This window comes from Rubellimicrobium thermophilum DSM 16684 (assembly GCF_000442315.1).
In the GTDB taxonomy this organism is placed as follows: domain Bacteria; phylum Pseudomonadota; class Alphaproteobacteria; order Rhodobacterales; family Rhodobacteraceae; genus Rubellimicrobium; species Rubellimicrobium thermophilum.
On sequence record NZ_KE557324.1, the window covers coordinates 387,400 to 407,583 of the forward strand.

Consider the following 20,184-nt stretch of genomic DNA (forward strand, 5'->3'; position numbering starts at 1 on the left):
GGCAGCGGCCGGCTTCGCCGAAGCCGGCCCTGCGGCCCTGTCAGTGATCGTGATCCTGACTCATGACATGCAGGGCAAAATGCCGGGCATGGGCGCGCGTGACGAAGGGGCCGAAGACGGTCCTGTCCCCGTCCTCGTCCAGCAGGACATACCAGCCCTCGCGGGGATGATCGGCATCCCCTTCGCGGCCTTCATGATGATAGGGTTCGCCGACGACGGGTTCCGGCATGGACGGGATCCTCATTCCAGACGGTGCGATACGCGCTTGGCATAGAGATAGCTGTGAAGGCCTTCGGGCCCGCCTTCGCGGCCATGGCCGGATTCCTTGACCCCGCCCGAGGGCGCCTCGTGCACCGAACCGCCGGTATGGTTGATCGAGAGGATCCCGGCCTCGAACCCCGCCACGAGCCTTTCGGCCGTCGCCGCCGAGCGCGTGAAGCCATAGGCCGCAAGACCATAGGGTGTGGCATTGGCCTCGGCCATGGCGGCGTCGAGATCCGCAAAGCGCCGCAAGGGGGCGACCGGACCGAAGGGTTCGACCTGCATGATCTCGGCCTCGGGCGGGACATCGGCCAGGACCGTCGGTTCGAAGAAGAAGCCTTCGTTGCCGATCCGCTTGCCCCCGGTCAGGAGGCGGGCCCCCCGCGCCAGGGCATCGGCTACCATCCGCTCCATGGCCTCGATTCGGCGGGGATTGGCCATCGGGCCCATGGTCACCCCATCGGCAAGCCCGTTCCCGACCCGCAGGGCCCGGGCCTCGGCCACGACGGCTTCGGCAAAGCGGTCGAACAACGTCTCATGCACGAGAAAGCGCGATGGCGCGGTGCAGACCTGACCGGCATTCGCGAACTTGCCCGCGGCCGAACGCCGTGCGGCCAGAACCGGATCGGCATCGGCACAGACGATCACCGGCGCATGCCCGCCCAGCTCCATCAGGGAGGGCTTCATCACCTGCGCGGCGAGGCCGGCGATCTGCTTGCCCACCGGAACCGAACCCGTGAAGGCGACCATGCGGATGCGCGGATCGGCGATCAGGGTCTGCGAGATCATCGGCGGATCGCCGAAGACGAGATTGACCACCCCCGGCGGCAGGCCGGCCACCTCCAGCGCGCGGATGATCGCGCAGGCGGTGGCGGGGGTCTCCTCGGAGTATTTGATGACCAGCGTGCAACCGGCGGCGAGGGCGGGCGACAGCTTGCGCAGGGGGCCGCCGGCCGGAAAGTTCCAGGGCACGAAGGCCGCCACCGGCCCCACCGGCGCATGGCGCACCGTCAGCAGGGTGCCGGGATCGCCCGGGATGATCCGCCCATAGGCGCGGCGGGCCTCTTCGGCATAGTAGGACAGGGTGCCGGCGGCACGCATCACCTCGGCCCGTGATTCCGCCACAGGCTTGCCCTGTTCCAGCGTGGCGATGCGGGCGATCTCGGCGGCCCGCTCGCGGATCAGGGCCTCGGCCCGGTGCAGGATCGGCCCGCGCCCGCCCGCACCCAGCGCGGCCCAGGCCGGAAAGGCCCGTGCCGCCGCCGCGACGGCCCTGTCGAGATCCGCCGCCGAGGCATGGGGAACCTCGCCGATCACGCGCCCGGTCGCCGGGTTCAGGACCGGCTGCCGCCGGCCCGATGTGCCATCCGTCCATTCCCCGTCCAGGAAAAGGCGGGGGGCGGGATAATGCTCCGACGGGGTCATGGGGCCAGAAACTCCTGCATGGCCTTGTGCACCTCGGCGTTGAACAGGGCCGGGCGTTCCCAGTACATCGAATGGGGGGCATCGGGAACGATGGACAGGGTCGATCCGGGAAGCCGGGCATGGGCGGCCCGGACCGTCTCGGGGCGGAGCACGGCATCCGCCTCGCCGGCCAGGAAATGCACCCGGATCCCGGCCGCCAGGACCTCGGCCGTGGTCGGCCCGGCGGCCGCGAGATTGCGCAGGTCCTGCATCCGGGCCGCGTTGAAGCCGCCCTGGGCCCGGAACAGCCAGGTCATGTCGGGCGGGCCTGCTGGAACGCCCGTGACATCAGCCGGTCGATCACCGGCAGGGTCTCGGCCCGGGCCCGGTCCGCCGCCACCAGCGCCTTCAGGTCCGGGTCGGACAGGCCGCCGAGCGAATGGGCAAGGATCACCCCGATCACCCGTTCCGGGGCCGTCACCGCGAGCCGCAGACAAGGCGCGGCGCCGATCGACTGACCCAGAAGGACGGCGCGATCCACTGCCGCATGATCCAGAACGGCAAGGAGATCATCCATGAAATCGAGGCTGTCCGGCCCGCCTTCCACCGGATCGGAGAGGCCGAAGCCGCGCAGATCGGGCAGGATGACGGTGAACCATTGCGCGAGATAGGGCACCTGCTGCCACCAGGCGGCATGATGGCCGCCCGAGCCATGGACCAGCATGAGGGCCGGCCCGGCGCCATGCGTTTCGTAGTAGATCCTGACCCCTTTCGATGAGGTGACGGGCATTGCGGCGTTCCTCCCGGACCGACTGTCAGCGGGCAGCGGGCCGGCGGGCCGGCCGCCCTGCCGGAGCGCCATCCGTCGGGGCGATCTCGTCCGGACCATCCACCAGATGTTCCGTGACGCTGCGCGATCCGGCGGTCACGAAATCCTGCAGACCGGATCCACCCGGCCCCCGCATGCCTGCCCGTGCCTCGGCCCGCGCTGCCGCCCGCGCCTCTGCCCGCCGCGACCGTCCTGCCCCGGATTCCGGTCTGTCCATCATTCCGACACCCTCGCTTGCCTGCTGCGCTGCTGGTGCCGAGCCTAGGTCGCCCGGGCCCGCATCAGGTAGGGGGTGCATGGGACCATAACCGTGCGCCATGTGCGACAATCCGGACATGTTTCTGTCGCGCCGGTTGCAACATAGCCGTCCCTTGCGGTGCCTTGCCTGCGGCAGGAGGCAGGGCCATTCTCGGGCCGATCAAAGGCCCAAGGAGGCGCGGATGAAGGCCGAGATGCCGAAGGACTGGCGCGACAAGCCTCACTCCATCCACCATGTCAATTTCCCGACCACCGATCCCGAGCGCACCAAGGAATGGTACGGGCGCGTCTTCGGCCTTGAGCATCAGGATGTCAGCCGCTTTTCCAACACCAAGGTGCTGCTGCTGACGCGGAACAATTTCGACCTGCATTTCACCCCCTGCACCCCCGAACAGATGGTGCGCATGGCGCCCTTCCATTTCGCCATCGAGGTCTATGACTGGGACGGTTTCCTGGCCCATCTGAAGAAATGCGGGGTGCGGCATACCAAGCCGGTCGAACGGCCGCAGAACCGGTCCAAGTTCTGCTATATCCACGATCCCGACGGCACCATGATCGAGCTTGTCTGGCATGGCGACCGCGAGGATGTGCCCGCCTGGCAGCCGGGAGACCGGCCGCCGGCTCCGACCGAACCGCAATAGGATCACCGCCATGCTGACACTGGAGGATGCGCGGGCGCTTGTCGCCGCGGCGCAGGCCGAGGCACGCCGCATCGGCAAGCCCATGACCGTCTGTGTCGTCGATGCCGGCGGATTCGTCCTGGCGCTTGAACGGATGGACGGGGCCCGGCCGCTCACCCCGTCGATCGCCCAGGCCAAGGCCTATACGGCCGCCATCATGCAGCGCCCCGCCTCGATGCTGAAGGGATGGGCCGAAAGCCAGCCCGGCTTCTTCGCGCAGGTGAGTCGGATGGGCCATCAGCCGATCGTCGCGGCCGATGGCGGCCTGACCATCGCACGGGACAGGCGGATCCTCGGGGGGGCTGGGCCTGTCCGGAGGAACCGGGCCCGAGGATGAGGCGGCGGGCCTCGCCGCCCTGACGGCGCTGGGCTACGACACCCGCTTTGCCGAATGGAACACCCTGCGCCCCTCTGCCGAAGGAAAGGATCATGGCTGATACCTTCGTCTATCGCGCCGATCCGCCGGCCCGTCTGGCCGCCTCGGAGGACCTCTCCGCCCTGGCCCGGATGCAGCAGGAGGCCGGCCTGGATGTCGTCACCCCCGGCAGCCCCGTCACGGAGGACGAACTGCGCCGCAGCCCGCATGACGCCATCGCCCGCCTTTCGGCCGAGCTGGGGGCGGTCCGCTCTGCCGTCCCGGCTCCGGTGAAGCTGGCCCTGCCGCTGCCGGGGCTTCTGGGCCTCGATCCGATGCTGCTGCAGGGCCTGATGGGCAACCTGATCGATGAAGGGACGCGGATCCTGCAGCTTCACGCGGCGGCCTATGCCGACCCCGACCGCGATCCGTCCGACGACGGCTTCGTCCTGTCCGGCCTGCCGCGACCCGAGGGCTTCCGCCTGGCCGTCGATCTGGGGGCCCTGGCCGACTGGAGCGCCGACCGGCTGGCGGTGGTGACCGCCGAACTGGGGGCGGACCGCCATGTCCTGGCCATCGGTCCGGATGACGATCTGTCGCGGCTCTCTGCGCTGCCCGGGGACAGCATGGCCGTCCTCGGCCTGATCGACCCCGCCGGGGGCGAGGAGACCGATGCCATCCTGACGCGGATCGATGCGGCCGCCGCAGTCCTGGACGAGGACCGCCTGGCCCTGACGGTGCGCGGCGGTCTGGACGGACAGGCGGCCGACACGCAGGCCCGCGTCCTGCGGCAGCTGGCCGATGTCGCGGTCCGGTTCTGGGGATTTGCGATGTAGCCTGCCCGCCGCGGTGCCCCCGCCCGGACTGCGGGACATCGCGCCTGGCGGGGGCCTGGCGGGGGGCCTGGCGGGGGGGCCTGGCGGGCGCGCTGCTGCCGGATCGCCCGGCGGATCGCGGGGATCACAGGGTGCGGCCGTCCAGATAGCGGAAGGCAAAGACCTCTCCGCGCCGGATGACCGTTCCTGCCACGGGATAGGCGAAGTGGGCGGGCAGCACGATGAGGCCGCTGTCCGCCACCTCCTCCAGAAAGGCGCGGCGCGTCGCCGCGGCGGCAAGCGGATCCTCGCAGAAACAGGTGGACAGGTCCGGCAGCCGCAGCTGCAACGGATTGTGCAGGATGTCGGCCGCGAAGACGACCTGTCCCGCGCCGGTCTCCAGATCGATGCGCACCATGCCGGGGCTGTGGCCGAAGGCGGGACGGAAGCGCAGCCCGGATCCGAAATCGTGGTCTGCCGGGACCCTCTGCGCCACACCCGCCGTCAGCAGGGGGGCGATGCTGTCCATCCAGATGCGCCCGGCCAGATCGTCCCCTGCCAGGGCCCGCCGTTCCCAGAAGGCACAGTCCTCTGCCGGGAACCAGTAGGTGGCATGGGGGAAAGGTCGGCACCCAGGACCCCTTCTGCAGTCGGGTGGCCCAGCCGACATGGTCCACATGCAGATGGGTGCAGATCACATGCGTCACCTGCTCCGGGGTCACCCCGGCGCGCGCCAGCCCGCGCAGCCAGTCGTCCTTGGGATAGCCGAAATGGGGTGGGCGCGCCTTGCCTTCGCCGACGCAGCAGTCGATCAGCCAGACCTCGCCCGGCCGTTTCACGACAAAGGACTGATAGCTGTGCATCAGGCGCCCCGTCGCGGGCGAGAAGACCGTCGGCCCCATCGCGGTCAGGATCGGGTCCCCGACTGACGGATCGTAGCCGGGGAAGAGATCCGCGGGGTGACGCTGGGGCCCTTCCCGTTCGGTGACGGTCCAGATCTCGGCCCCGCCAAGGGACAGCAGGCGCATGGCCTCAGCCCCGATGGGGCAGGGGGGGCAGCCCGGCCTTCGCGGCCAGATCCTCCAGCTCCGTGGCCAGACGCGGCGGCAGGGGAATGCCGGCGGCCCGACGCTCTGCCGCCGTCGCGGCGCCGCGGTCGCCCGGGACGGTCACGGCCCTGCTGCCGCTCAGGCGCGGAAGGCCACGGATCGCCGCCAGCGTCTCGGCCACGGCGGCGGCGAAACGCTCTGCCGGGCCGAAACAGGCCGGATCGAGGATGATCAGGGCGGCATTCTGCCGGTGTCGTTTTGCCCCGGGCGCCCCGCCATGAAGCGGGGCAAGGATCGGATAGCCCCCCAGAACCGATGTCAGCAGCTCGAAGGCCAGCGACAGGCCGGCGCCCTTGATCCCGCCAAGGGGCAGGGGCATCCGGGCCTTTGCCGGATCGGTCGTGGGTTCGCCCTCGGCCGTCACGGCGCAGCCCTCTGGCAGGGGTTCGCCGCGCAATTCGTACTGGCGGATCTGACCCAGTGCGATCATCGCGGTGGCCATGTCGATCAGGAAGGGGGGGGCATCGGCCGCGGGAATGCCGATGGCCAGGGGGCTGGTCGCCACGGCGGCGCCCCGCACACCCGGCCAGGCCATGTTCGGCATGCCGGCCAGCATCACGATCCCGATCAGATCCTGCCGCGCCACGGCCTCGGCATAGGCGCCGATGGCCCCGGCATGCACCATGCCCTTCACCTGCACCCAGGCGACGCCCTGGCCCTGATCCCGCGCGATGCGCGCCCCGACGGCGACCGCCCGTGCCATGGCCACGGCCCCCGGCGCATGGTCGGCCTCGATCAGGGCAACGGCGGGGGCCAGGATCCGCTCCGACATCTGCGGCTCACGGTTGGCCTCGCCCGATGCGAAGAGCTCGAGATACCGCGGCAGGCGGGCGATGCCATGGCTGTCCACCCCGCGCAGGCTGGCCCAGAGCAGGGCTTCCGACAGGCGGGCGGCATGGGCTTCGGGCACGGCATGGGCGGCCAGCAGGGCACGGGCAAAACGGTCGAGATCCTCCGGGGCAACGCGGATGGGGGATGGGGGCATCGGAACTCTCCTCGGTCTCGGCCGAGCCTAGCCCCGGCCGCGCCGCGCCCGTCAGACCCGGTGCGGTGCCGGTAACGTTGCGCGCCGTGCACCAATCCGGCGCCGGAACCCTGCTAGGATCATCCCGACATCAGGGAATCAGGACATGCCGATGCACAGGCCCCCCGAATCATCATCCGGTTCATCCGTTGCCCCCCCGGCCCGCGCGATGGTGATGAAGATCGCGCAGATCCCCGCCATCGCCCGCGGCAGCGGGATCCTGACCTGGCCGCTGGCCACGCATGGCACCGTGCCCTATGCGAACTTCACCACCGGCATCAGCGTCTATCCGGTCGGGCAGGGTGCGCCGATGCACTGGCACAACTGCGACGAACAGGTCACCCTCCTCGAAGGCGAGGGCGAGGTGGAAATCGATGGCGTGGTGACGCCGCTCCGGCCCTATGATTCCACCTATATCGAGGCCGGTCTGGCGCATTGCTTCCGCAACACCGGGGCAGGTCCGATGCGGATCCTGTGGATCTACGACAGCATCCGCGTGACGCGGACCTTCGTGGCGGACGGCATCGAGGTGGAACATCTGTCCGCCCGGGACATGATGGGGCAGACGGACGGTTGAGGCATGGACCATTTCCTGACCATGCGCTCCTTCGTGGAGGTGGTGAAGAAGGGCAGCTACACCAAGGCGGCAACCTTTCTCGGCACCTCGCGGGCCCTGGTCAGTCGCCATATCCTGGATCTGGAGGAGCGGTTGCAGGTGCGTCTGCTCAACCGCACGACGCGATCGATCACCCTGACCGAACAGGGCCGGGACTATTACGAGTTCTGCGAGCGCATCCTGCGGGAGATCGAGGAGACGGAGGCGGCGATCTCCGGCAGCATGCGCGAGGCGCAGGGAAGCCTGGCCATCGTGGCGCCGAAATGGATCGGCAATTACGAGATCGCCGATGCGGTGACGGCCTTTTCTCTCGAATATCCCGAGATCAGCGTGAAGCTGTCCCTCGGCGGCATGGCTCCGAACGCCTATGACTTCATCGAGCGGGGTTTCGATGTCGCCCTGCACACCAGGCGCATTCCGGACAGCCTGATCCGGGCAAAGCTGATCGCGCAGATCGCCTTCGTGCTCTGCGCCGCGCCGGCCTATCTCGAGCAGGCGCCACGGCTCGAGGGGCCGGAGGACCTCGCGCTGCACAAGGGCCTGATCCAGTCGAACGATCCCGTCTGGCGCTTCGAGCGCAACGGCGAGATCTACAAGCCGCGCATCCGGCAGGCCTTTTCGTCCAACACCTATCTTGTCCTGCGCAAGGCGGCCCTGAAGGGCCTGGGGGTGGCGATGCTGCCCCTGCCGCTGGTCCGGGACGACCTGACAGCCGGGACGCTGGTGCAGGTCCTCCCCGATCAGGAGATCGAGGAACGTCCGCTCTTTGCCGCCTTTGCCCCGGGGCCGGTCACGCCGCAGAAGGTGCGGCTCTTCATCGATTTCCTGGCGCAATGGTTCCGTCACCATCCGATCTGAGGACCCATGCGATACGATTTCTGCGTGATCGGGGGGGCATCGTGGGCCTGGCCACGGCACGGGCCATCCTCTCCCGCCGGCCCGGGGCCAGCCTGGTCCTTCTGGAGAAGGAGACCGTGCTCGGCTCGCATCAGACGGGGCACAATTCGGGGGTGATCCATTCCGGCATCTATTACGCGCCGGGGTCGCTCAAGGCGAAGCTCTGCCGCGAAGGATCGGAGCGCACGAAGGACTTCTGCGCCCGGCACGGCATCCCCGTCGAGAACCGGGGCAAGCTCATCGTGGCCACACGGGAAGACGAGCTGCCCCGCCTGGCGGCGCTCGAGGAGCGGGCCGCCCGCAACGGCATTGCGGTGGAACGGCTCGATGCCGCCGGCATCGCCGAGCGCGAGCCCAACATTACCGGCCTGGCCGCCCTCTTCGTGCCGGCCGCCGCGATCGCGAGCTATCGGGCCGTGCTCGAGGCCCTGGCGCGCGATCTGGCGGCAGCCGGGGGCGAGCTGCGGTTCGGCAGCGCCCCGATGGCCATCCGCGAGGAAAGCGGCGGCGTCATCCTGGATCTGTCCGACGGGTCGATCCGGGCCGGCCGTCTGGTGGCCTGTGCGGGATTGCAGTCCGACCGCGTGGCCCGGATGGCCGGATTGCGGATCGCCCATCGCATCGTCCCCTTCAGGGGCGAGTACTGGCGTCTGGCGCCGCGCCGGCAGGGGATCGTCCACGCCATGATCTATCCGGTGCCCGATCCGGCGATGCCCTTCCTCGGGGTCCATCTGACGCCGATGATCGACGGATCGGTGACCGTCGGGCCGAATGCCGTCCTCGGCCTGTCGCGCGAGGGCTACCGGAAGGGATCCGTCTCGCTGCGCGACGTGGCGGACATGGCTGCCTTCCCGGGCTTCTGGCTGGCGCTCCTGCGCAATGTCCGCCACGGCTTGGCCGAGCTGCGCAACTCCCTGTCCAAGAGGGTCTATCTGGAGCTCTGCCGGCGCTACTGCCCCTCGCTTTCCCTCGGGGACCTGCTGCCGATGGAGGCCGGCATCCGGGCGCAGGCCGTCATGCGGGACGGCAGCCTGCAGCATGATTTCCTGTTCGGGCAGACCGACCGGATGCTGCATGTGCTGAATGCCCCCTCTCCGGCGGCAACCTCGGCCCTGCCGATCGGGGACATGGTGGCCGACCGGCTGCTGGGATCGGCGGCATGACCGGATCGCGCGGGGCGCTGGCTGCCGTGGGGGTGGTCGGCATCCCCATCTTCCTGGCCATCGCCAACCAGACCATGATCTCGGTCGCCCTTCCGGCCATGGGGCGGGATCTGGGAGAATTCGCGCGTCTGCCCTGGCTGGTGATCGGCTACATGTTCGCCCTGACGGTTGCCGGCCCGGTCTACGGCCTGCTCGGCGACAGCCATGGCCGGGGCCGGATGCTCCGGCTGGCTCTGGCTGTCTATGCGGCAGGGGCGGTTCTGGCCGCGCTTGCCCCCTCCATCGTGCTGCTGATCCTCGGGCGGATCATGCAGGGTCTTGGCGGCGGCGGTCTGATGTCGCTCAGTCAGGCGCTGATCGCCGATCTGGTGCCGCCCCGGGAAAGGGGCCGGGCCCAGGGCTATGTGGCCAGCATCGGCACGATGGCATCCGCTCTCGGACCGATCCTCGGAGGCCTTGTCGTCGCGGCCTTCGGGTGGCGAACCCTTCTGGCCGGGACCGTTCCGTTGGCAGCCCTGGCCGCGGCAATCCTGTGGCGCGCGGATCTGCGCGAGGAGCCGGGACCGCGCCACCCCTTCGATCTGGCCGGTTTCCTGTGGCTGAATGCCTTCACGGCATCGCTGATCATCGGGATCGAGGCCGCCAGGGGACAGCACCGGACCGCTCTCATGCTGCTGGCCGGTCTGGCGGCGCTGATCAGTCTGACAGCCCTGCGTCGCGCGATGACGCACAGCCCGAACCCCATCCTGCCGCCGGCGCTGTTCGCGCTGCCTGCCATCGCCCGGGCGAATGGCATGGTCGCCTGCCACGGGGCGGCGCTGGTCTCGCTGACGACCATCCTGCCCCTGTGGCAGTCGGTCCTGCGCGGTGATGGGGTCCTCCAGATCAGCATGACCATGCTGGCGCTGACCCTGGCCTTCGGGCTGAGCGGGGTCCTGACCGGCAACCTGATCACCCTGACCGGCCGCACCGCGACCTTCCCGACCCTCGCCCTGCCTCTGGCCGCGGCGGGCATCGCGGTGCTGGCCACGGCCGGGCCGAGCCTCTCGCGCCTTCTGCTGATGGGCCTCTATCTCTGGATCGGGCTGTTCATGGGAACGGTCATGTCGGTGATCCACACGACCGTGCAGGATGCGGCCCCGACGAACTGCGCGGACGGGCGGCAGGCGCCGTGACCTTCTTCCGCTCCATCGGCGCGGTCCTGGGAACGGCGACGGTCTCGCTCGTGCTGTTCGGACTGTCGGCGCCCGGCGCGGATTCCGCTGCGCTGACCGGAGTGGCCTTGTCGGAGAGTGCCCGCGCGGAATGGGCCCAGGCCTTCCGCTGGGCGCTGTTCGTGGTCGTCGGCTTTGTCATGGCCGGATGGAGCCTGGCGGCGACGACGCCGGCGCGTCGGATCGGCTGAGACCGGCCGGAGACGGCCGCTGCCGGCGGTCAGGCCGGCAGCAGCGCCTCGTCACCGTCGGGAAGATCCACGCGGAACGCGTTCAGCGCCAGGGCGACCATGCAGAAATTGCCGATCAGGGCGGTGAACTCGACAGCCCGGCGGGCATCGAACAGGCCGACCAGCGCATTCCAGGACCGATCCGAAACCTGATGATCCCGCAGCAGTTCGCTGGCGAAATCATAGACGATCCGTTCGGCGTCGGAGCGCAGGGGCGGCTCGCGCCTCTCGCGGATGGCATCGATCTGTTCCTGCGTGAGGCCATGCCGGAGCGCGAAGCGGACATGGGCCCGCCACATGTATTGCGAGGTGAAGGCGCGTGCCACCAGCAGCACGGCGATTTCCTTCAGCGCCATCGGAATGTCGGTCTCGAACCGCAGATAGGCACCGAGGCTCTCCACCCTGTCGCAGAGCTCCGGCGAGTGGAGCCAGGCGTTGAACGGCCCCCTGACCCCGCCGCGCCGGGCGGCGATCCGGTCATGCAGCGCCTTCTGTGCGTCATCCATCTGCGCGGGATCGAGCGTGGCAAGCCGGCCCATCCTGTCCCTCCCTTGTTGAAACGGACTGGTCATCCCCTGTCGGAGGGGTCCTGCCCAGACCGGCGGGATGCAACATAGCCGTCATCATGCTGCGACAGCGTCGGTGCCCGATGGCATTGTAAACGCCTGCGTTACGCTATGGTGGTGCCATCCCCACTCCTCGCTGCCGGCCTATCCGTCGCAGTCTCGGGGTGAAGCCCGACCATGACGGTCGGCCGTCCGACCAGGCGAGGGGGAGCGCCGTGACCGAACCCTTCAAGCGCATCGATCATGTCGTCTTCAATGTACGGGATCTCGATGCCGCGATCCGGTTCTATACCGAGGTCGTGGGCATGACGGTGACGCTGCATGCCCCGGAACGGCGCCGGGCCTTCCTGTCCTTCGGCGAGCGTTTTGCGGATCTGCGGCTGTTCGAGCACGATCCGGATGGCCCCGATGCCGACCGCAGATGGCACGGCTTCAATCATGTGGCCTTCATGCCCGAAGGCGGGCGTTCCGTGCTGGAGGCGCTGCACCGGCGGTTGCAGGACCGGGGGGTGCCGGTCGAAACCATCGAGAGCTTTGCCGAGGGCCGCCATGTCGGCCTCTATTTCCGCGATCCCGACAACAACCGGCTCGAGTTCTATCATGAGGATCCCTCCTGGATCCGGGAAAGCCGGAGTCGGATGGCGCAGGCCGTTTCAGGCCGGACCAGGGAGGAGGGAGAGCCGCGGATCGAGCTGTATCTCTGGCCGACGGCCAACGGCCTGAAGGCCTCGATCATGCTGGAACTGACCGGCCTGTCCTATCGCGTCCATCCGGTGCCGCTGGGCCCCGGGGCCGCACGGCCCGACGGCTTTGCCGACATCAGCGCCACCGGCCGCATTCCCGCCATCCTGGACCGGGATACGGACATCCGGCTGTGCGAATCGGGAGCCATCCTGATCTATCTGGCGGAATGCGTCTCCTCGCCCCTGCTGCCCCTGAACGGGAGAAGGCGGGCCGAGGTCCTGCAATGGCTGATGGCCGTGTCCTCGACCTTCAACCCCGCCATGACCGAGGCCCGCTTCTATCTCGATCAGAATCCCGGCCGGGCGCCTCTGGCCGAAGAGCGGGTGAAGGGACAGGTCGCACGGGCCTGGCGCACCATCGAGGCGGTCCTGTCGCGGCGCCCCCATCTGGCCGGCGAGGACCTGTCCATCGCCGATGTCGCCCTCTTTCCCTATTTGGCGCGCGCGGCCTCGCACGGGGTGAGACTGGGGGACTGGCCGGCCACCCGCGCCTGGTACGGGCGGCTTGCCGCGCAGCCGGCCTTCCGCAAGGGATTCGATCCGCTGGGCCGTGGGGAGGTCCCGCCCGATCCCTGACCGACAAACAGAGCAAGACTTCAGAACCGGGGAGGAGACATCGACATGACAGGACTGAAAGCCATTGCGGCCGCCGCCGCCCTTCTGGCCGCTGCCCCCGCCGCGGCACAGACGGAACTGATCTACAACAGCTATCTGCCGCCCTTCAACGAGACCTTTCAGGTCGGCATCCGGGATTTCGCCCGCCGCATCGAGGAGGAATCGGGCGGGACGATCAAGGTGACGATCCCCGATGCCTCGCTGGCGCCATCCGATCGCCAGTACGAGATGGTCCTCGACGGGATCGCCGACATGGCCCTGCTGAATATCAGCAGTGTCAGTCAGTTCGTCACCCTGAACCGGATCGGCGAGCTGCCCGGCCATGCCCCCACCGCCGAGGCGGGGTCCGTGGCTCTGTGGGAAACCTATCAGAGATACTTTGCGCCACTGCACCAGTTCGAGGGGGTGGTTGTGCTGTCCACCCATGTCCTGCCGGGGCGCCAGATCCTGTCCGTGGGATCGCGGGCCCCCAAGCGCGCCGAGGATCTCCAGGGGGCCAAGATCTGGGCGACCTCGCGCCCCCTGATCGCCGCGGCCGAGGACCTGGGCGGGGTGCCCATGGTCATCCAGTTCGGCGAGCTGCAGGAATTCGTCTCCAAGGGCAATCTCGACCTGCTCTTCATCTCGGCGGCATCGGCCGAGGCCGCCGGCGTGCTGCAGGACGTGACGCATGTGACCAAGGTTCCGGGAGGACTCGGGACCATCTCCTTCGTCATCATCATCTCCGAACAGCGCTGGAACGAACTGACCGAAGAGCAGCAGGCCGCCATCCTGCGCGCGGCCGAAGACCTTCCCCGGCGTCTCGGACAGGCCAATGATGCCAGCGAGGCCGAGGTTGCCGATGCCGTGGCCCGGATTCCCACGACCGAGCTCGACCCCGAAACCCGCGGCGGCCTGGGGCCGATCCTGGATCGGCAGATCGATGCGTGGAAGGCCGAGGCGACGACGGCCGGGATCGAAAATCCCGATGAGGTGCTGGCCTTCTACCGCTCTGTCCTCGAGCGGGAGACGGCAGACTGAGATCCTCTCATCCGGGGTTCGCCGCCCCTTTCGGGCGGCGGGCCCCGACCTGCAGGGACGCCCCATCGTGCTTCACCAGATCGACCGGATCCTCCTGGGCCTGAGCCGGATCGTCTCGGCCACGGCCTTCGTCTTCCTGACCGTCATCGCCTTCGTGGACAGCATCGGACGGATGCTGTCGATGCCGCTGCTGGGGGCGAGCGAATATGTGCAGCTCGCGCTGCTCGTGTTCTTCTTCGCCTCGATCGCGCTGGTCGTCGAAGGCGATGCCCATATCCGCGTGGGCCTGTTCGCGGATCTCTACAAAGGGCGTCTTGCGCGACTGGAGCGCTATGTCACCGGGGTTGCGGAATGTCTCGCCATGGGGCTGCTGGCCTGGATGATCTGGGATCAGGCCGACCGGCTGGCCCGCTTCGGCACCCTGTCGGCTTATCTCGGGATCCCCCTTGCGCCCTGGCTGTATGCCGCGGCCGCCCTGTCGGCGGTGGGCATGTGGTTCGCGGTCCGGCGGCTCTGGGCCGTGCATGCCGAGATGCGGCCCCGGCCGCATGCCATTCCCGACAAGGATGCCTGACATGATTGCTGCATTCGTCTTCGGCAGCCTGTTCGCACTGATCGCATTCACGCGCCTGCCGCTGGGATTCGTCATGATGGTCACGGGTGCAGCGGGAATCGCGGCCCTGCACCCCCGGGGCTGGTCGGCCGCCCTGGGCGTCGCCGAACAGCAGATTGTCGGCCTGGCCATGAATTACCAGTTCTCGGTGCTGCCCCTGTTCATCCTGATGGGGGTCTTCGTGGTGCGATCCGGCCTCGCCGAGGAGCTGTTCGACGCTGCCCGTTGCTGGATCGGCCATCTGCGGGGCGGCGTGGGCATGGCTGCGATCCTGGCCTGCGGCGGCTTCTCGGCCATGTCGGCCTCCAGTTCGGCCGCCGCCGCGACCATGGCGAAGATCGCCCTGCCCGAGCTCGAGAAGGCCCGATACGACAACGGCTTTTCGGCCGGCTCGATCGCCGCGGGGGGCACCATGGGGATTCTCATTCCCCCCTCGGGAGCGCTGATCATCTATGGCCTCCTCGTCGAGGAAAATGTGGGTGCCCTGTTCCTGGCCGGCCTCATCCCGGGCCTGATCCAGCTGCTCTTCTATGTGCTGGTCATGCTGGCCGTGGGAATGCTGTTCCCGGACTGGGCCCCGTCGGGCCGGCGGATGGACTGGTCGGCGCGGATGCGCGCCCTCTCCCGGGTCTGGGGGGTGATGCTTCTCTTCGGCCTGATCATGGTCGGTCTGGTCGAGGGCTGGTTCACCGCCACGGAGGCGGGCGGCATCGGCGCCGGCTGCGCATTTCTCTTCGCCCTGGGACGGGGCAGGATGTCCTGGCGCGTCCTGATCGACAGCCTGGGAGAGGCCGCGCGCCTTTCCACGATGATCTTCATCGTCGCCGCCGGGGCCCTGGTCCTGAACCAGTTCATCAACCTGTCCGGGGTGCCGGGCGCGGTGGTGCGCTTCATCGAGGGCCTCGGGCTGCAGCCTTTTGCGGTCCTTCTCCTGCTGATCCTGTTCTATCTGGTCCTGGGCTGTCTCATGGACGGCTTCGCGATGATCTTCCTGACCGTCCCGATCGTCGCCCCGGTGATCGCCGAGATGGGTTACGACCTGATCTGGTGGGGAATCGTGACCGTCATCGTGGTCGAGATCAGCCTGATCACCCCGCCTGTCGGGCTGAACGTCTTCATCCTGAAGGCGATGCTGCCCCGCCTGCCGATCACGCAGATCTTCAAGGGCATCACCCCCTATCTGGTCGCCGATGTGGCCCGTCTGACGCTGCTGCTGCTGTTCCCGGCCCTCGCGCTCTGGCTGCCTCATGCGACCGGCCACTGATGCCGCGCGCAGCGATCGGGATTGTCGCAGAAGGCGAACGGATAGGTCATGAAGCCGACGGCTCGCCCCGCTGCCCGGTTGCGATCAAAAGCCTTGGTATCCCTGAAGCGGAGCTTTCGTCATGCTGATCGCCGATTCCCAGGTCCATATCTGGAAAGAGGAAACACCCGACCGTCCCTGGGTGCCCGGAGCCCGGGAGAGGATGCAGCTGAATGGCCACCGGCTCGAGCCTTTCACATGGGAGGAATGCCTTGAGGAGATGAACGCGGCCGGGGTGGATCGCGTCGTGATCGTTCCGCCCAGCTGGGAAGGGGATCGCATCGATTACGGGCTCGAGGCGGCGGAGAAGCACCCAGACCGTTTCGCCGTCATGGCCCGCGTGGTCCAGAACGACCCCGTGGAAGGCGCCGCCATGATGCGCGACTACAAGACCATGCCGGGCATCAAGGGCATCCGTCTGACCTTCCATCGGCCCATCGACCGCAACTGGATGATCGACGGCACCTGCGACTGGATCTGGCCCCTCGCCGAGGAGCTGGAAATCCCCATCATGGTCCATGCTCCCATCTGGAAGACCGAGCTTGGTGCCATCGCCAGACGCCATCCGGGGCTGAAGATCATCATCGACCATATGGGCATCATGGCCCGCTGCGTGGACGATGCGATCGGATACTGGGTGCAGGAAACCGCCGATCTGCACGTGCACCCCAACATCTTCGTCAAGGTGTCGGCCGTGCCGGGCTATTCCACCCATCCCTATCCCTATGCGAACATCACCCCCTATGTGCGGGACTGCGTGGCCCGGATGGGGGCGAACCGCTGCTTCTGGGGCACCGACCTGACCCGGATCACCCACACCAAGGGCATCACCTATCGCCAGACGGTGGAGCATTTCACCCAGCACATGGGATTCACGGAGGCCGAACTCGATCAGATCATGGGCAAGGCGCTGTGCGACACGATCGGCTGGGCCTACTGATGCCCCGGCCGCCGGCAGCAGGGGCGCAAGGTTCCGGGACGGCCGGCCGTCCGTCGGATCGGCATGGCAGGAAGAGAGGAGGGGCGCCGGCATGACCCGCTATCAGGACGGGGGAGAAGCCCTGCTCGAGGCCTTCCGGGCTCTCGGCGTGGAACATGTGTTCTGTTCGTCGGGCTCCGAATGGGCTCCGGTCTGGGAGGCCTTCACCCGGCAGACCGTGGAAGGGCGCAAGGGTCCCGCCTATCACGACCTGATGCACGAGACCCTGGCCGTGGACATGGCCATCGGCTATGCCCTGGTGACCGGGCGCATGCAGGCGGTTCTGCTGCATGCGGTGCCGGGGCTGTTGCAGGGGGCCTGCGGGTTGCATGGGGCCCTGCTGTCCGAAGTGCCGGTTCTGGTCCTGTCCTCCGAAGCCAACAGCTATGGCGAGCGCCTCGGCCTGGATCCGGGCAGCCAGTGGTACCGGAATCTGAGCATCGTCGGCGGCCCCCATTCCGTGGTGGACCGGATCGCGAAATGGTCCTGCCAGGTGCCGGGGATCGAGACGCTGCATGAATTCGTCAAGCGCGCGGGCGAGATCGCCCGGCGTGTCCCGGCGGGCCCGGTCTATCTCAATGTGCCGGTCGAAGTCCTGCTGCAGCCCTGGTCGCCGCCGGACAGACGGGGACCGGTCGCCCCGCCCGGCCGCCGCATGCCCCCGGAGGAGGAGATCCGCGCCCTTGTCGCGGCGATACGGGCCGCCCGGTCCCCGATCATCGTGACAGAGAGCATCGGACGCCGGCCCGGCGGGCTGGCTGCCCTGCTGCGCTTTGCCGAAGCCTTCGGCCTTCCCGTCTACGAAAGTCAGGCCACGGTCAGCTGCAACTTTCCCCGCTCTCATCCCCTGTTCCAGGGCAGCGCAGTCGAGGCCCAACGCGGCAAGGCGGATCTGGTGCTGCTGGTCTGCGCGCGGGCGCCTTGGTATCCGCCCTCGCAGGGGTTTCCGGGGGCACGGGTGATCGTCATCGACGAGGTGCCGCAGCGGCCCTACATGGTCTATCAGGTGCTGCAGGCGGATGCCTATCTCGAAGGCGATGTGCCGGCCACGCTGCAGGCGGCCGCGGCGATGGCAGCGGCATCGGGCCTGCCGGGGGATGCGGATCCCCTGGCGGTGCGGCAGGCATCAGCCGCAGAGGGGCATCGCCGGCTTGTCGAAGGCTGGGCACGGCTCGAGGCCGAAGCCGCCGGGGAAGAGGGCATCTCTCCCATTCATCTCGCGGCCTGCCTGCGCAAGGCGTTGCCTGCGGGGTCGATGATCCTTGACGAAACCATCACCCATGGCCGGATCGTGCGCGATCATGTCCGCCCGGAGGACGAGGGCAGCTATTCCTATGTGCAGGGAGGGCTGGGACAGGGCCTCGGCGTGGCGCTGGGGGCGAAGCTGGCCGCGCCGGACCGCTTCGTGGTGCTGACCGTGGGCGACGGATCCTTCCTCTACAACCCCATCGTGCAGGCGCTGTCCGCCTCGCGCCAGATGGGCCTGCCGGTGCTGACGGTGGTGTTCAACAACCGGCAGTATCTGTCGATGAAAATGAACCATCTGCGCTTCTACCCGGATGGACAGTCGGTCGAGCACGGCCTCTTCCATGGAGTGGATCTGTCCGACCAGCCGGATCTGGCCACGGTCGCCCGGGCCTGCGGAGTCGAGGGGCTGCGCATCGCGGATCCGGCCGGGTTGCCGGGGGCGATCGGGGACGCCATCGCCCATGTGCGATCGGGGCGGAGCTGCGTCCTTGATGTGCATGTGAACAGGTAGCGCCCTGCGGGGGGGATCAGATCCCCCCCTGTGCGATGGGGTTGGACAGGCACCCGATCCCCGGCGACTCGACCTCGATGCGGTCGCCGGGGCGCAGCCAGAGCGGGGGGGTCTGCCGGCAGCCGATGCCGGCGGGGGTGCCGGTCGCGATCACATCGCCGGGCAGCAGGGGGGGTCATCCGGCTCAGCCATGCGATGGAGGGCCGGAATGCCATGGATCATGCGATCCAGGGTCGCAGTCTGGACCACCCGGCCGTTGAGACGGGTTGTCAGGGCCAGCCGCCGCCAGTCCGGCACCTCCCAGGCCGGGACCAGACCCGGCCCCAGTGCGCCCGTGCCGACGAAGTTCTTCCCCAGTGTCGTCGAGATCTCCTGCCAGTCCCGGATCGAGCCGTCCATGAAGAGCGTGTAACCGGCCACATGGTCCATGGCCCGCTCCTCGGGGACATGTGCTGCCCGGGATCCGATGATCACGGCCAGTTCGCCTTCGTAGTCGAAGCAGTCGGAGACCGCCGGGCGCAGAAGCGGCGCCCCATGTCCGACCAGCGACGATGCGGCCCGCAGGAAGATGCGCGGCACGGTGGGAGAGGAACGGCCCGTCTCTGCCGCATGGGCCGCATAGTTCAGCCCCGCGCAGAAGACATGCGCCGGATCGGGGATGGTCGGCAGAAGGGTGTCGGGCATCGCACGGCATCGTCCCTCCTGCAGGCAGCGGGCGGCGTCGGCGGCGGCCTCGCGCAGCGCGCCGGCCTCCAGCACCGAACGCAGTCCGCGATGCCGACCGCCGAGCAGATCGGCCCCGGCGACGAAGCGGGCCCCGATGGCCACCCCCCAGGACGGTCCGTGACTGTCGGAATGACTGAGGAACATGGGCAGCCTCCGGTTCCGTCAGTCTAGCCGGCCGGCGCGTCTGCCGTCAGGCCGCTTCCCCGAACGGCAGTGTCAAATCCGCTGCGACAGGCTGGGCGTTGCCTGTTCCGGATCATGCCCGGGCGGAGACGGCGACCTGTCGGCCGGAATGCGGGGTCCCGGGGCGCGCATGGGAGGGGGGTTCGCGTCGCGCCATGCCGTGGGCGGAGGCCGGCGGCTCCTTCCGGAGAGGGCCGCGGAGTCGGGCTGGCATGCCGGGCGGTGGCCTGCCGTTCCTACGGGGCGGAAGTGAGGGCGCGAACGCCATCGGCCCCAGAAAGCGCCCGAGCGCGGCCGCCCCACATGCCGCGATGACGGCGTGGATGGCAGCACGCGGTTCGAGGCGCTCTCGGGCGCGAAGGGGTTGCGTCCGGCCCCTCGTTGCGGGGGTCAATCGGCTGTCCTGCCGTCCGCGGGGGCCTGCCCGGCGCCGCCCGCGTCCCCGGCGTCCCCGGCTCTGCTCGAGGTGGCAGTCGTGTCGGCCTTTGCGATCGTCTCGAAGACGATCGTCTGCGCCTCCGGCGACCAGACCACACGCACCCGGTCGCCGTCGCCGATGCGGCCCGAGAGCATCTCGCGCGCGAGCTCGGTCTCGAGCTCCGACCGGATCAGCCGGCGCAGCTCGCGGGCACCGAATTCGGGACGGAAGCCGACCGCGCCGAAGTGATCCACGACGCTTCCGTCGAATTCCAGCTCGACGCCTTGACCCTGGGCGGTCCGCTTCACCCGGTTCAGTTGCAGCTCGACGATCTGACGGATCTCCGACTGGTTCAGCGCATGGAAGACGATGATCTCGTCGATCCGGTTGATGAACTCTGGCCG

The 20,184-nt window shown here is 68.7% G+C and carries 24 protein-coding genes and 2 pseudogenes; 14 read left to right on the plus strand and 12 right to left on the minus strand.

From position 1 onward, the window contains the following. Positions 1–40 precede the first annotated feature (40 nt). From RUTHE_RS14130 to RUTHE_RS16710, 5 genes are read right to left on the minus strand one after another with little or no spacing between them, the layout of a single operon-like run. Positions 41–229, minus strand: coding sequence for a hypothetical protein (locus RUTHE_RS14130; protein ID WP_021099160.1), 189 nt, complete (start codon positions 227–229; stop codon positions 41–43). An 11-nt stretch (positions 230–240) separates the two neighbouring features. Next, a complete protein-coding gene (locus tag RUTHE_RS14135; RefSeq protein ID WP_021099161.1) occupies positions 241–1,686 on the minus strand; it encodes an NAD-dependent succinate-semialdehyde dehydrogenase in 1,446 nt (481 codons plus the stop codon). Continuing rightward, positions 1,683–1,982, minus strand: coding sequence for an alpha/beta fold hydrolase (locus RUTHE_RS17165; RefSeq protein ID WP_021099162.1), 300 nt, complete (start codon positions 1,980–1,982; stop codon positions 1,683–1,685). Before RUTHE_RS17165 ends, RUTHE_RS14135 begins: the two co-directional genes overlap by 4 nt. Then, on the minus strand, positions 1,979–2,455 hold the full coding sequence (locus tag RUTHE_RS17170) for an alpha/beta fold hydrolase (RefSeq protein WP_021099163.1): 477 nt from the start codon (positions 2,453–2,455) through the stop codon (positions 1,979–1,981). The genes RUTHE_RS17165 and RUTHE_RS17170 overlap by 4 nt, the downstream gene beginning before the upstream one ends. A gap of 25 nt (positions 2,456–2,480) precedes the next feature. Continuing rightward, positions 2,481–2,714 (minus strand): hypothetical protein, encoded by a 234-nt coding sequence (locus RUTHE_RS16710; protein ID WP_021099164.1) that lies wholly within the window; start codon positions 2,712–2,714, stop codon positions 2,481–2,483. A 220-nt stretch (positions 2,715–2,934) separates the two neighbouring features. On the opposite strand from RUTHE_RS16710, the gene RUTHE_RS14150 reads away from it, so the two are divergent. From RUTHE_RS14150 to RUTHE_RS16545, 3 genes are all read left to right on the plus strand, one after another. Beyond that, positions 2,935–3,393 (plus strand): VOC family protein, encoded by a 459-nt coding sequence (locus RUTHE_RS14150; RefSeq protein ID WP_021099165.1) that lies wholly within the window; start codon positions 2,935–2,937, stop codon positions 3,391–3,393. 10 nt (positions 3,394–3,403) lie between these two features. Further along, entirely contained in the window at positions 3,404–3,769 is a 366-nt protein-coding gene (locus RUTHE_RS14155; RefSeq protein WP_021099166.1) for a GlcG/HbpS family heme-binding protein, read from the plus strand. A gap of 92 nt (positions 3,770–3,861) precedes the next feature. Then, positions 3,862–4,623: a hypothetical protein gene (locus RUTHE_RS16545; RefSeq protein ID WP_021099167.1), complete on the plus strand. Its 762-nt coding sequence runs from the start codon at positions 3,862–3,864 to the stop codon at positions 4,621–4,623. 124 nt (positions 4,624–4,747) lie between these two features. Here RUTHE_RS16545 and RUTHE_RS16550 read toward each other — a convergent pair whose 3' ends face one another. From RUTHE_RS16550 to RUTHE_RS14175, 3 genes and pseudogenes are all read right to left on the minus strand, one after another. Next, positions 4,748–5,281, minus strand: coding sequence for an MBL fold metallo-hydrolase (locus RUTHE_RS16550; RefSeq protein WP_021099168.1), 534 nt, complete (start codon positions 5,279–5,281; stop codon positions 4,748–4,750). After that, positions 5,232–5,630, minus strand: a pseudogene (locus RUTHE_RS18710) (MBL fold metallo-hydrolase); the annotation flags it as partial. The pseudogene RUTHE_RS18710 and the gene RUTHE_RS16550, both read right to left, overlap by 50 nt. A 4-nt stretch (positions 5,631–5,634) precedes the next feature. Further along, positions 5,635–6,696 (minus strand): Ldh family oxidoreductase, encoded by a 1,062-nt coding sequence (locus RUTHE_RS14175; RefSeq protein ID WP_021099169.1) that lies wholly within the window; start codon positions 6,694–6,696, stop codon positions 5,635–5,637. 208 nt (positions 6,697–6,904) lie between these two features. Here RUTHE_RS14175 and RUTHE_RS14180 point away from each other — a divergent pair, with 208 nt between their 5' ends. From RUTHE_RS14180 to RUTHE_RS14200, 5 genes are read left to right on the plus strand one after another with little or no spacing between them, the layout of a single operon-like run. Continuing rightward, positions 6,905–7,312 carry a cupin domain-containing protein gene (locus tag RUTHE_RS14180; RefSeq protein WP_040645887.1) on the plus strand — a complete coding sequence of 136 codons (408 nt, stop codon included), beginning with the start codon at positions 6,905–6,907 and terminating at the stop codon, positions 7,310–7,312. 3 nt (positions 7,313–7,315) lie between these two features. Then, complete coding sequence (locus tag RUTHE_RS14185; protein WP_021099171.1) at positions 7,316–8,209, plus strand: LysR family transcriptional regulator; 894 nt, start codon at positions 7,316–7,318, stop codon at positions 8,207–8,209. 41 nt (positions 8,210–8,250) lie between these two features. Beyond that, a complete protein-coding gene (gene lhgO, locus RUTHE_RS14190) occupies positions 8,251–9,411 on the plus strand; it encodes an L-2-hydroxyglutarate oxidase (RefSeq protein ID WP_021099172.1) in 1,161 nt (386 codons plus the stop codon). Continuing rightward, positions 9,408–10,586: an MFS transporter gene (locus RUTHE_RS15660; RefSeq protein WP_021099173.1), complete on the plus strand. Its 1,179-nt coding sequence runs from the start codon at positions 9,408–9,410 to the stop codon at positions 10,584–10,586. Before lhgO ends, RUTHE_RS15660 begins: the two co-directional genes overlap by 4 nt. Next, positions 10,583–10,816 (plus strand): hypothetical protein, encoded by a 234-nt coding sequence (locus RUTHE_RS14200; protein ID WP_021099174.1) that lies wholly within the window; start codon positions 10,583–10,585, stop codon positions 10,814–10,816. Before RUTHE_RS15660 ends, RUTHE_RS14200 begins: the two co-directional genes overlap by 4 nt. Before the next feature lie 29 nt (positions 10,817–10,845). Here RUTHE_RS14200 and RUTHE_RS14205 read toward each other — a convergent pair whose 3' ends face one another. Then, entirely contained in the window at positions 10,846–11,394 is a 549-nt protein-coding gene (locus RUTHE_RS14205; protein WP_021099175.1) for a carboxymuconolactone decarboxylase family protein, read from the minus strand. 242 nt (positions 11,395–11,636) lie between these two features. On the opposite strand from RUTHE_RS14205, the gene RUTHE_RS15665 reads away from it, so the two are divergent. The 6 genes from RUTHE_RS15665 (at position 11,637) to RUTHE_RS14235 (ending at position 18,453) form a co-directional block, all read left to right on the plus strand. Further along, entirely contained in the window at positions 11,637–12,740 is a 1,104-nt protein-coding gene (locus tag RUTHE_RS15665; protein ID WP_021099176.1) for a VOC family protein, read from the plus strand. 45 nt (positions 12,741–12,785) lie between these two features. After that, on the plus strand, positions 12,786–13,799 hold the full coding sequence (gene dctP, locus RUTHE_RS14215) for a TRAP transporter substrate-binding protein DctP (protein ID WP_021099177.1): 1,014 nt from the start codon (positions 12,786–12,788) through the stop codon (positions 13,797–13,799). Positions 13,800–13,866: 67 nt separating this feature from the next. Continuing rightward, positions 13,867–14,373 carry a TRAP transporter small permease gene (locus RUTHE_RS15670; RefSeq protein ID WP_021099178.1) on the plus strand — a complete coding sequence of 169 codons (507 nt, stop codon included), beginning with the start codon at positions 13,867–13,869 and terminating at the stop codon, positions 14,371–14,373. A gap of 1 nt (position 14,374) precedes the next feature. Further along, a complete protein-coding gene (locus RUTHE_RS14225; protein WP_021099179.1) occupies positions 14,375–15,676 on the plus strand; it encodes a TRAP transporter large permease in 1,302 nt (433 codons plus the stop codon). Between the two features lie 121 nt (positions 15,677–15,797). Then, positions 15,798–16,655 (plus strand): amidohydrolase family protein, encoded by an 858-nt coding sequence (locus RUTHE_RS14230; RefSeq protein ID WP_021099180.1) that lies wholly within the window; start codon positions 15,798–15,800, stop codon positions 16,653–16,655. 91 nt (positions 16,656–16,746) lie between these two features. Continuing rightward, positions 16,747–18,453 (plus strand): thiamine pyrophosphate-dependent enzyme, encoded by a 1,707-nt coding sequence (locus RUTHE_RS14235; protein WP_021099181.1) that lies wholly within the window; start codon positions 16,747–16,749, stop codon positions 18,451–18,453. Between the two features lie 16 nt (positions 18,454–18,469). Here the strand turns inward: RUTHE_RS14235 and RUTHE_RS18090 are convergent, their stop codons facing one another. The 3 genes and pseudogenes from RUTHE_RS18090 to RUTHE_RS14245 all read right to left on the minus strand — a co-directional run. Beyond that, a complete protein-coding gene (locus RUTHE_RS18090) occupies positions 18,470–18,607 on the minus strand; it encodes a fumarylacetoacetate hydrolase family protein (protein ID WP_021099182.1) in 138 nt (45 codons plus the stop codon). Then, positions 18,604–19,323, minus strand: a complete 720-nt coding sequence (locus RUTHE_RS14240; protein WP_021099183.1) for a fumarylacetoacetate hydrolase family protein — start codon at positions 19,321–19,323, stop codon at positions 18,604–18,606. The genes RUTHE_RS18090 and RUTHE_RS14240 overlap by 4 nt, the downstream gene beginning before the upstream one ends. Before the next feature lie 429 nt (positions 19,324–19,752). Beyond that, positions 19,753–20,184 (minus strand): annotated as a pseudogene (locus RUTHE_RS14245) (ATP-dependent Clp protease ATP-binding subunit); the annotation flags it as partial.

Coding starts and splice junctions, on each gene's coding strand:
- RUTHE_RS14240 (WP_021099183.1), bottom strand. CDS start 19,323: ATGTTCCTCAGTCATTCCGACAGTCACGGACCGTCCTGGGGGGTGGCC.
- RUTHE_RS17170 (WP_021099163.1), bottom strand. CDS start 2,455: ATGCCCGTCACCTCATCGAAAGGGGTCAGGATCTACTACGAAACGCAT.
- RUTHE_RS14150 (WP_021099165.1), top strand. CDS start 2,935: ATGAAGGCCGAGATGCCGAAGGACTGGCGCGACAAGCCTCACTCCATC.
- dctP (WP_021099177.1), top strand. CDS start 12,786: ATGACAGGACTGAAAGCCATTGCGGCCGCCGCCGCCCTTCTGGCCGCT.
- RUTHE_RS14230 (WP_021099180.1), top strand. CDS start 15,798: ATGCTGATCGCCGATTCCCAGGTCCATATCTGGAAAGAGGAAACACCC.
- RUTHE_RS16545 (WP_021099167.1), top strand. CDS start 3,862: ATGGCTGATACCTTCGTCTATCGCGCCGATCCGCCGGCCCGTCTGGCC.
- RUTHE_RS15660 (WP_021099173.1), top strand. CDS start 9,408: ATGACCGGATCGCGCGGGGCGCTGGCTGCCGTGGGGGTGGTCGGCATC.
- RUTHE_RS14155 (WP_021099166.1), top strand. CDS start 3,404: ATGCTGACACTGGAGGATGCGCGGGCGCTTGTCGCCGCGGCGCAGGCC.
- RUTHE_RS14225 (WP_021099179.1), top strand. CDS start 14,375: ATGATTGCTGCATTCGTCTTCGGCAGCCTGTTCGCACTGATCGCATTC.
- RUTHE_RS14130 (WP_021099160.1), bottom strand. CDS start 229: ATGCCGGAACCCGTCGTCGGCGAACCCTATCATCATGAAGGCCGCGAA.
- RUTHE_RS14175 (WP_021099169.1), bottom strand. CDS start 6,696: ATGCCCCCATCCCCCATCCGCGTTGCCCCGGAGGATCTCGACCGTTTT.
- RUTHE_RS16550 (WP_021099168.1), bottom strand. CDS start 5,281: ATGTGGACCATGTCGGCTGGGCCACCCGACTGCAGAAGGGGTCCTGGG.
- RUTHE_RS14135 (WP_021099161.1), bottom strand. CDS start 1,686: ATGACCCCGTCGGAGCATTATCCCGCCCCCCGCCTTTTCCTGGACGGG.
- RUTHE_RS17165 (WP_021099162.1), bottom strand. CDS start 1,982: ATGACCTGGCTGTTCCGGGCCCAGGGCGGCTTCAACGCGGCCCGGATG.
- RUTHE_RS16710 (WP_021099164.1), bottom strand. CDS start 2,714: ATGATGGACAGACCGGAATCCGGGGCAGGACGGTCGCGGCGGGCAGAG.
- RUTHE_RS14180 (WP_040645887.1), top strand. CDS start 6,905: ATGGTGATGAAGATCGCGCAGATCCCCGCCATCGCCCGCGGCAGCGGG.
- RUTHE_RS14235 (WP_021099181.1), top strand. CDS start 16,747: ATGACCCGCTATCAGGACGGGGGAGAAGCCCTGCTCGAGGCCTTCCGG.
- RUTHE_RS14185 (WP_021099171.1), top strand. CDS start 7,316: ATGGACCATTTCCTGACCATGCGCTCCTTCGTGGAGGTGGTGAAGAAG.
- RUTHE_RS14205 (WP_021099175.1), bottom strand. CDS start 11,394: ATGGGCCGGCTTGCCACGCTCGATCCCGCGCAGATGGATGACGCACAG.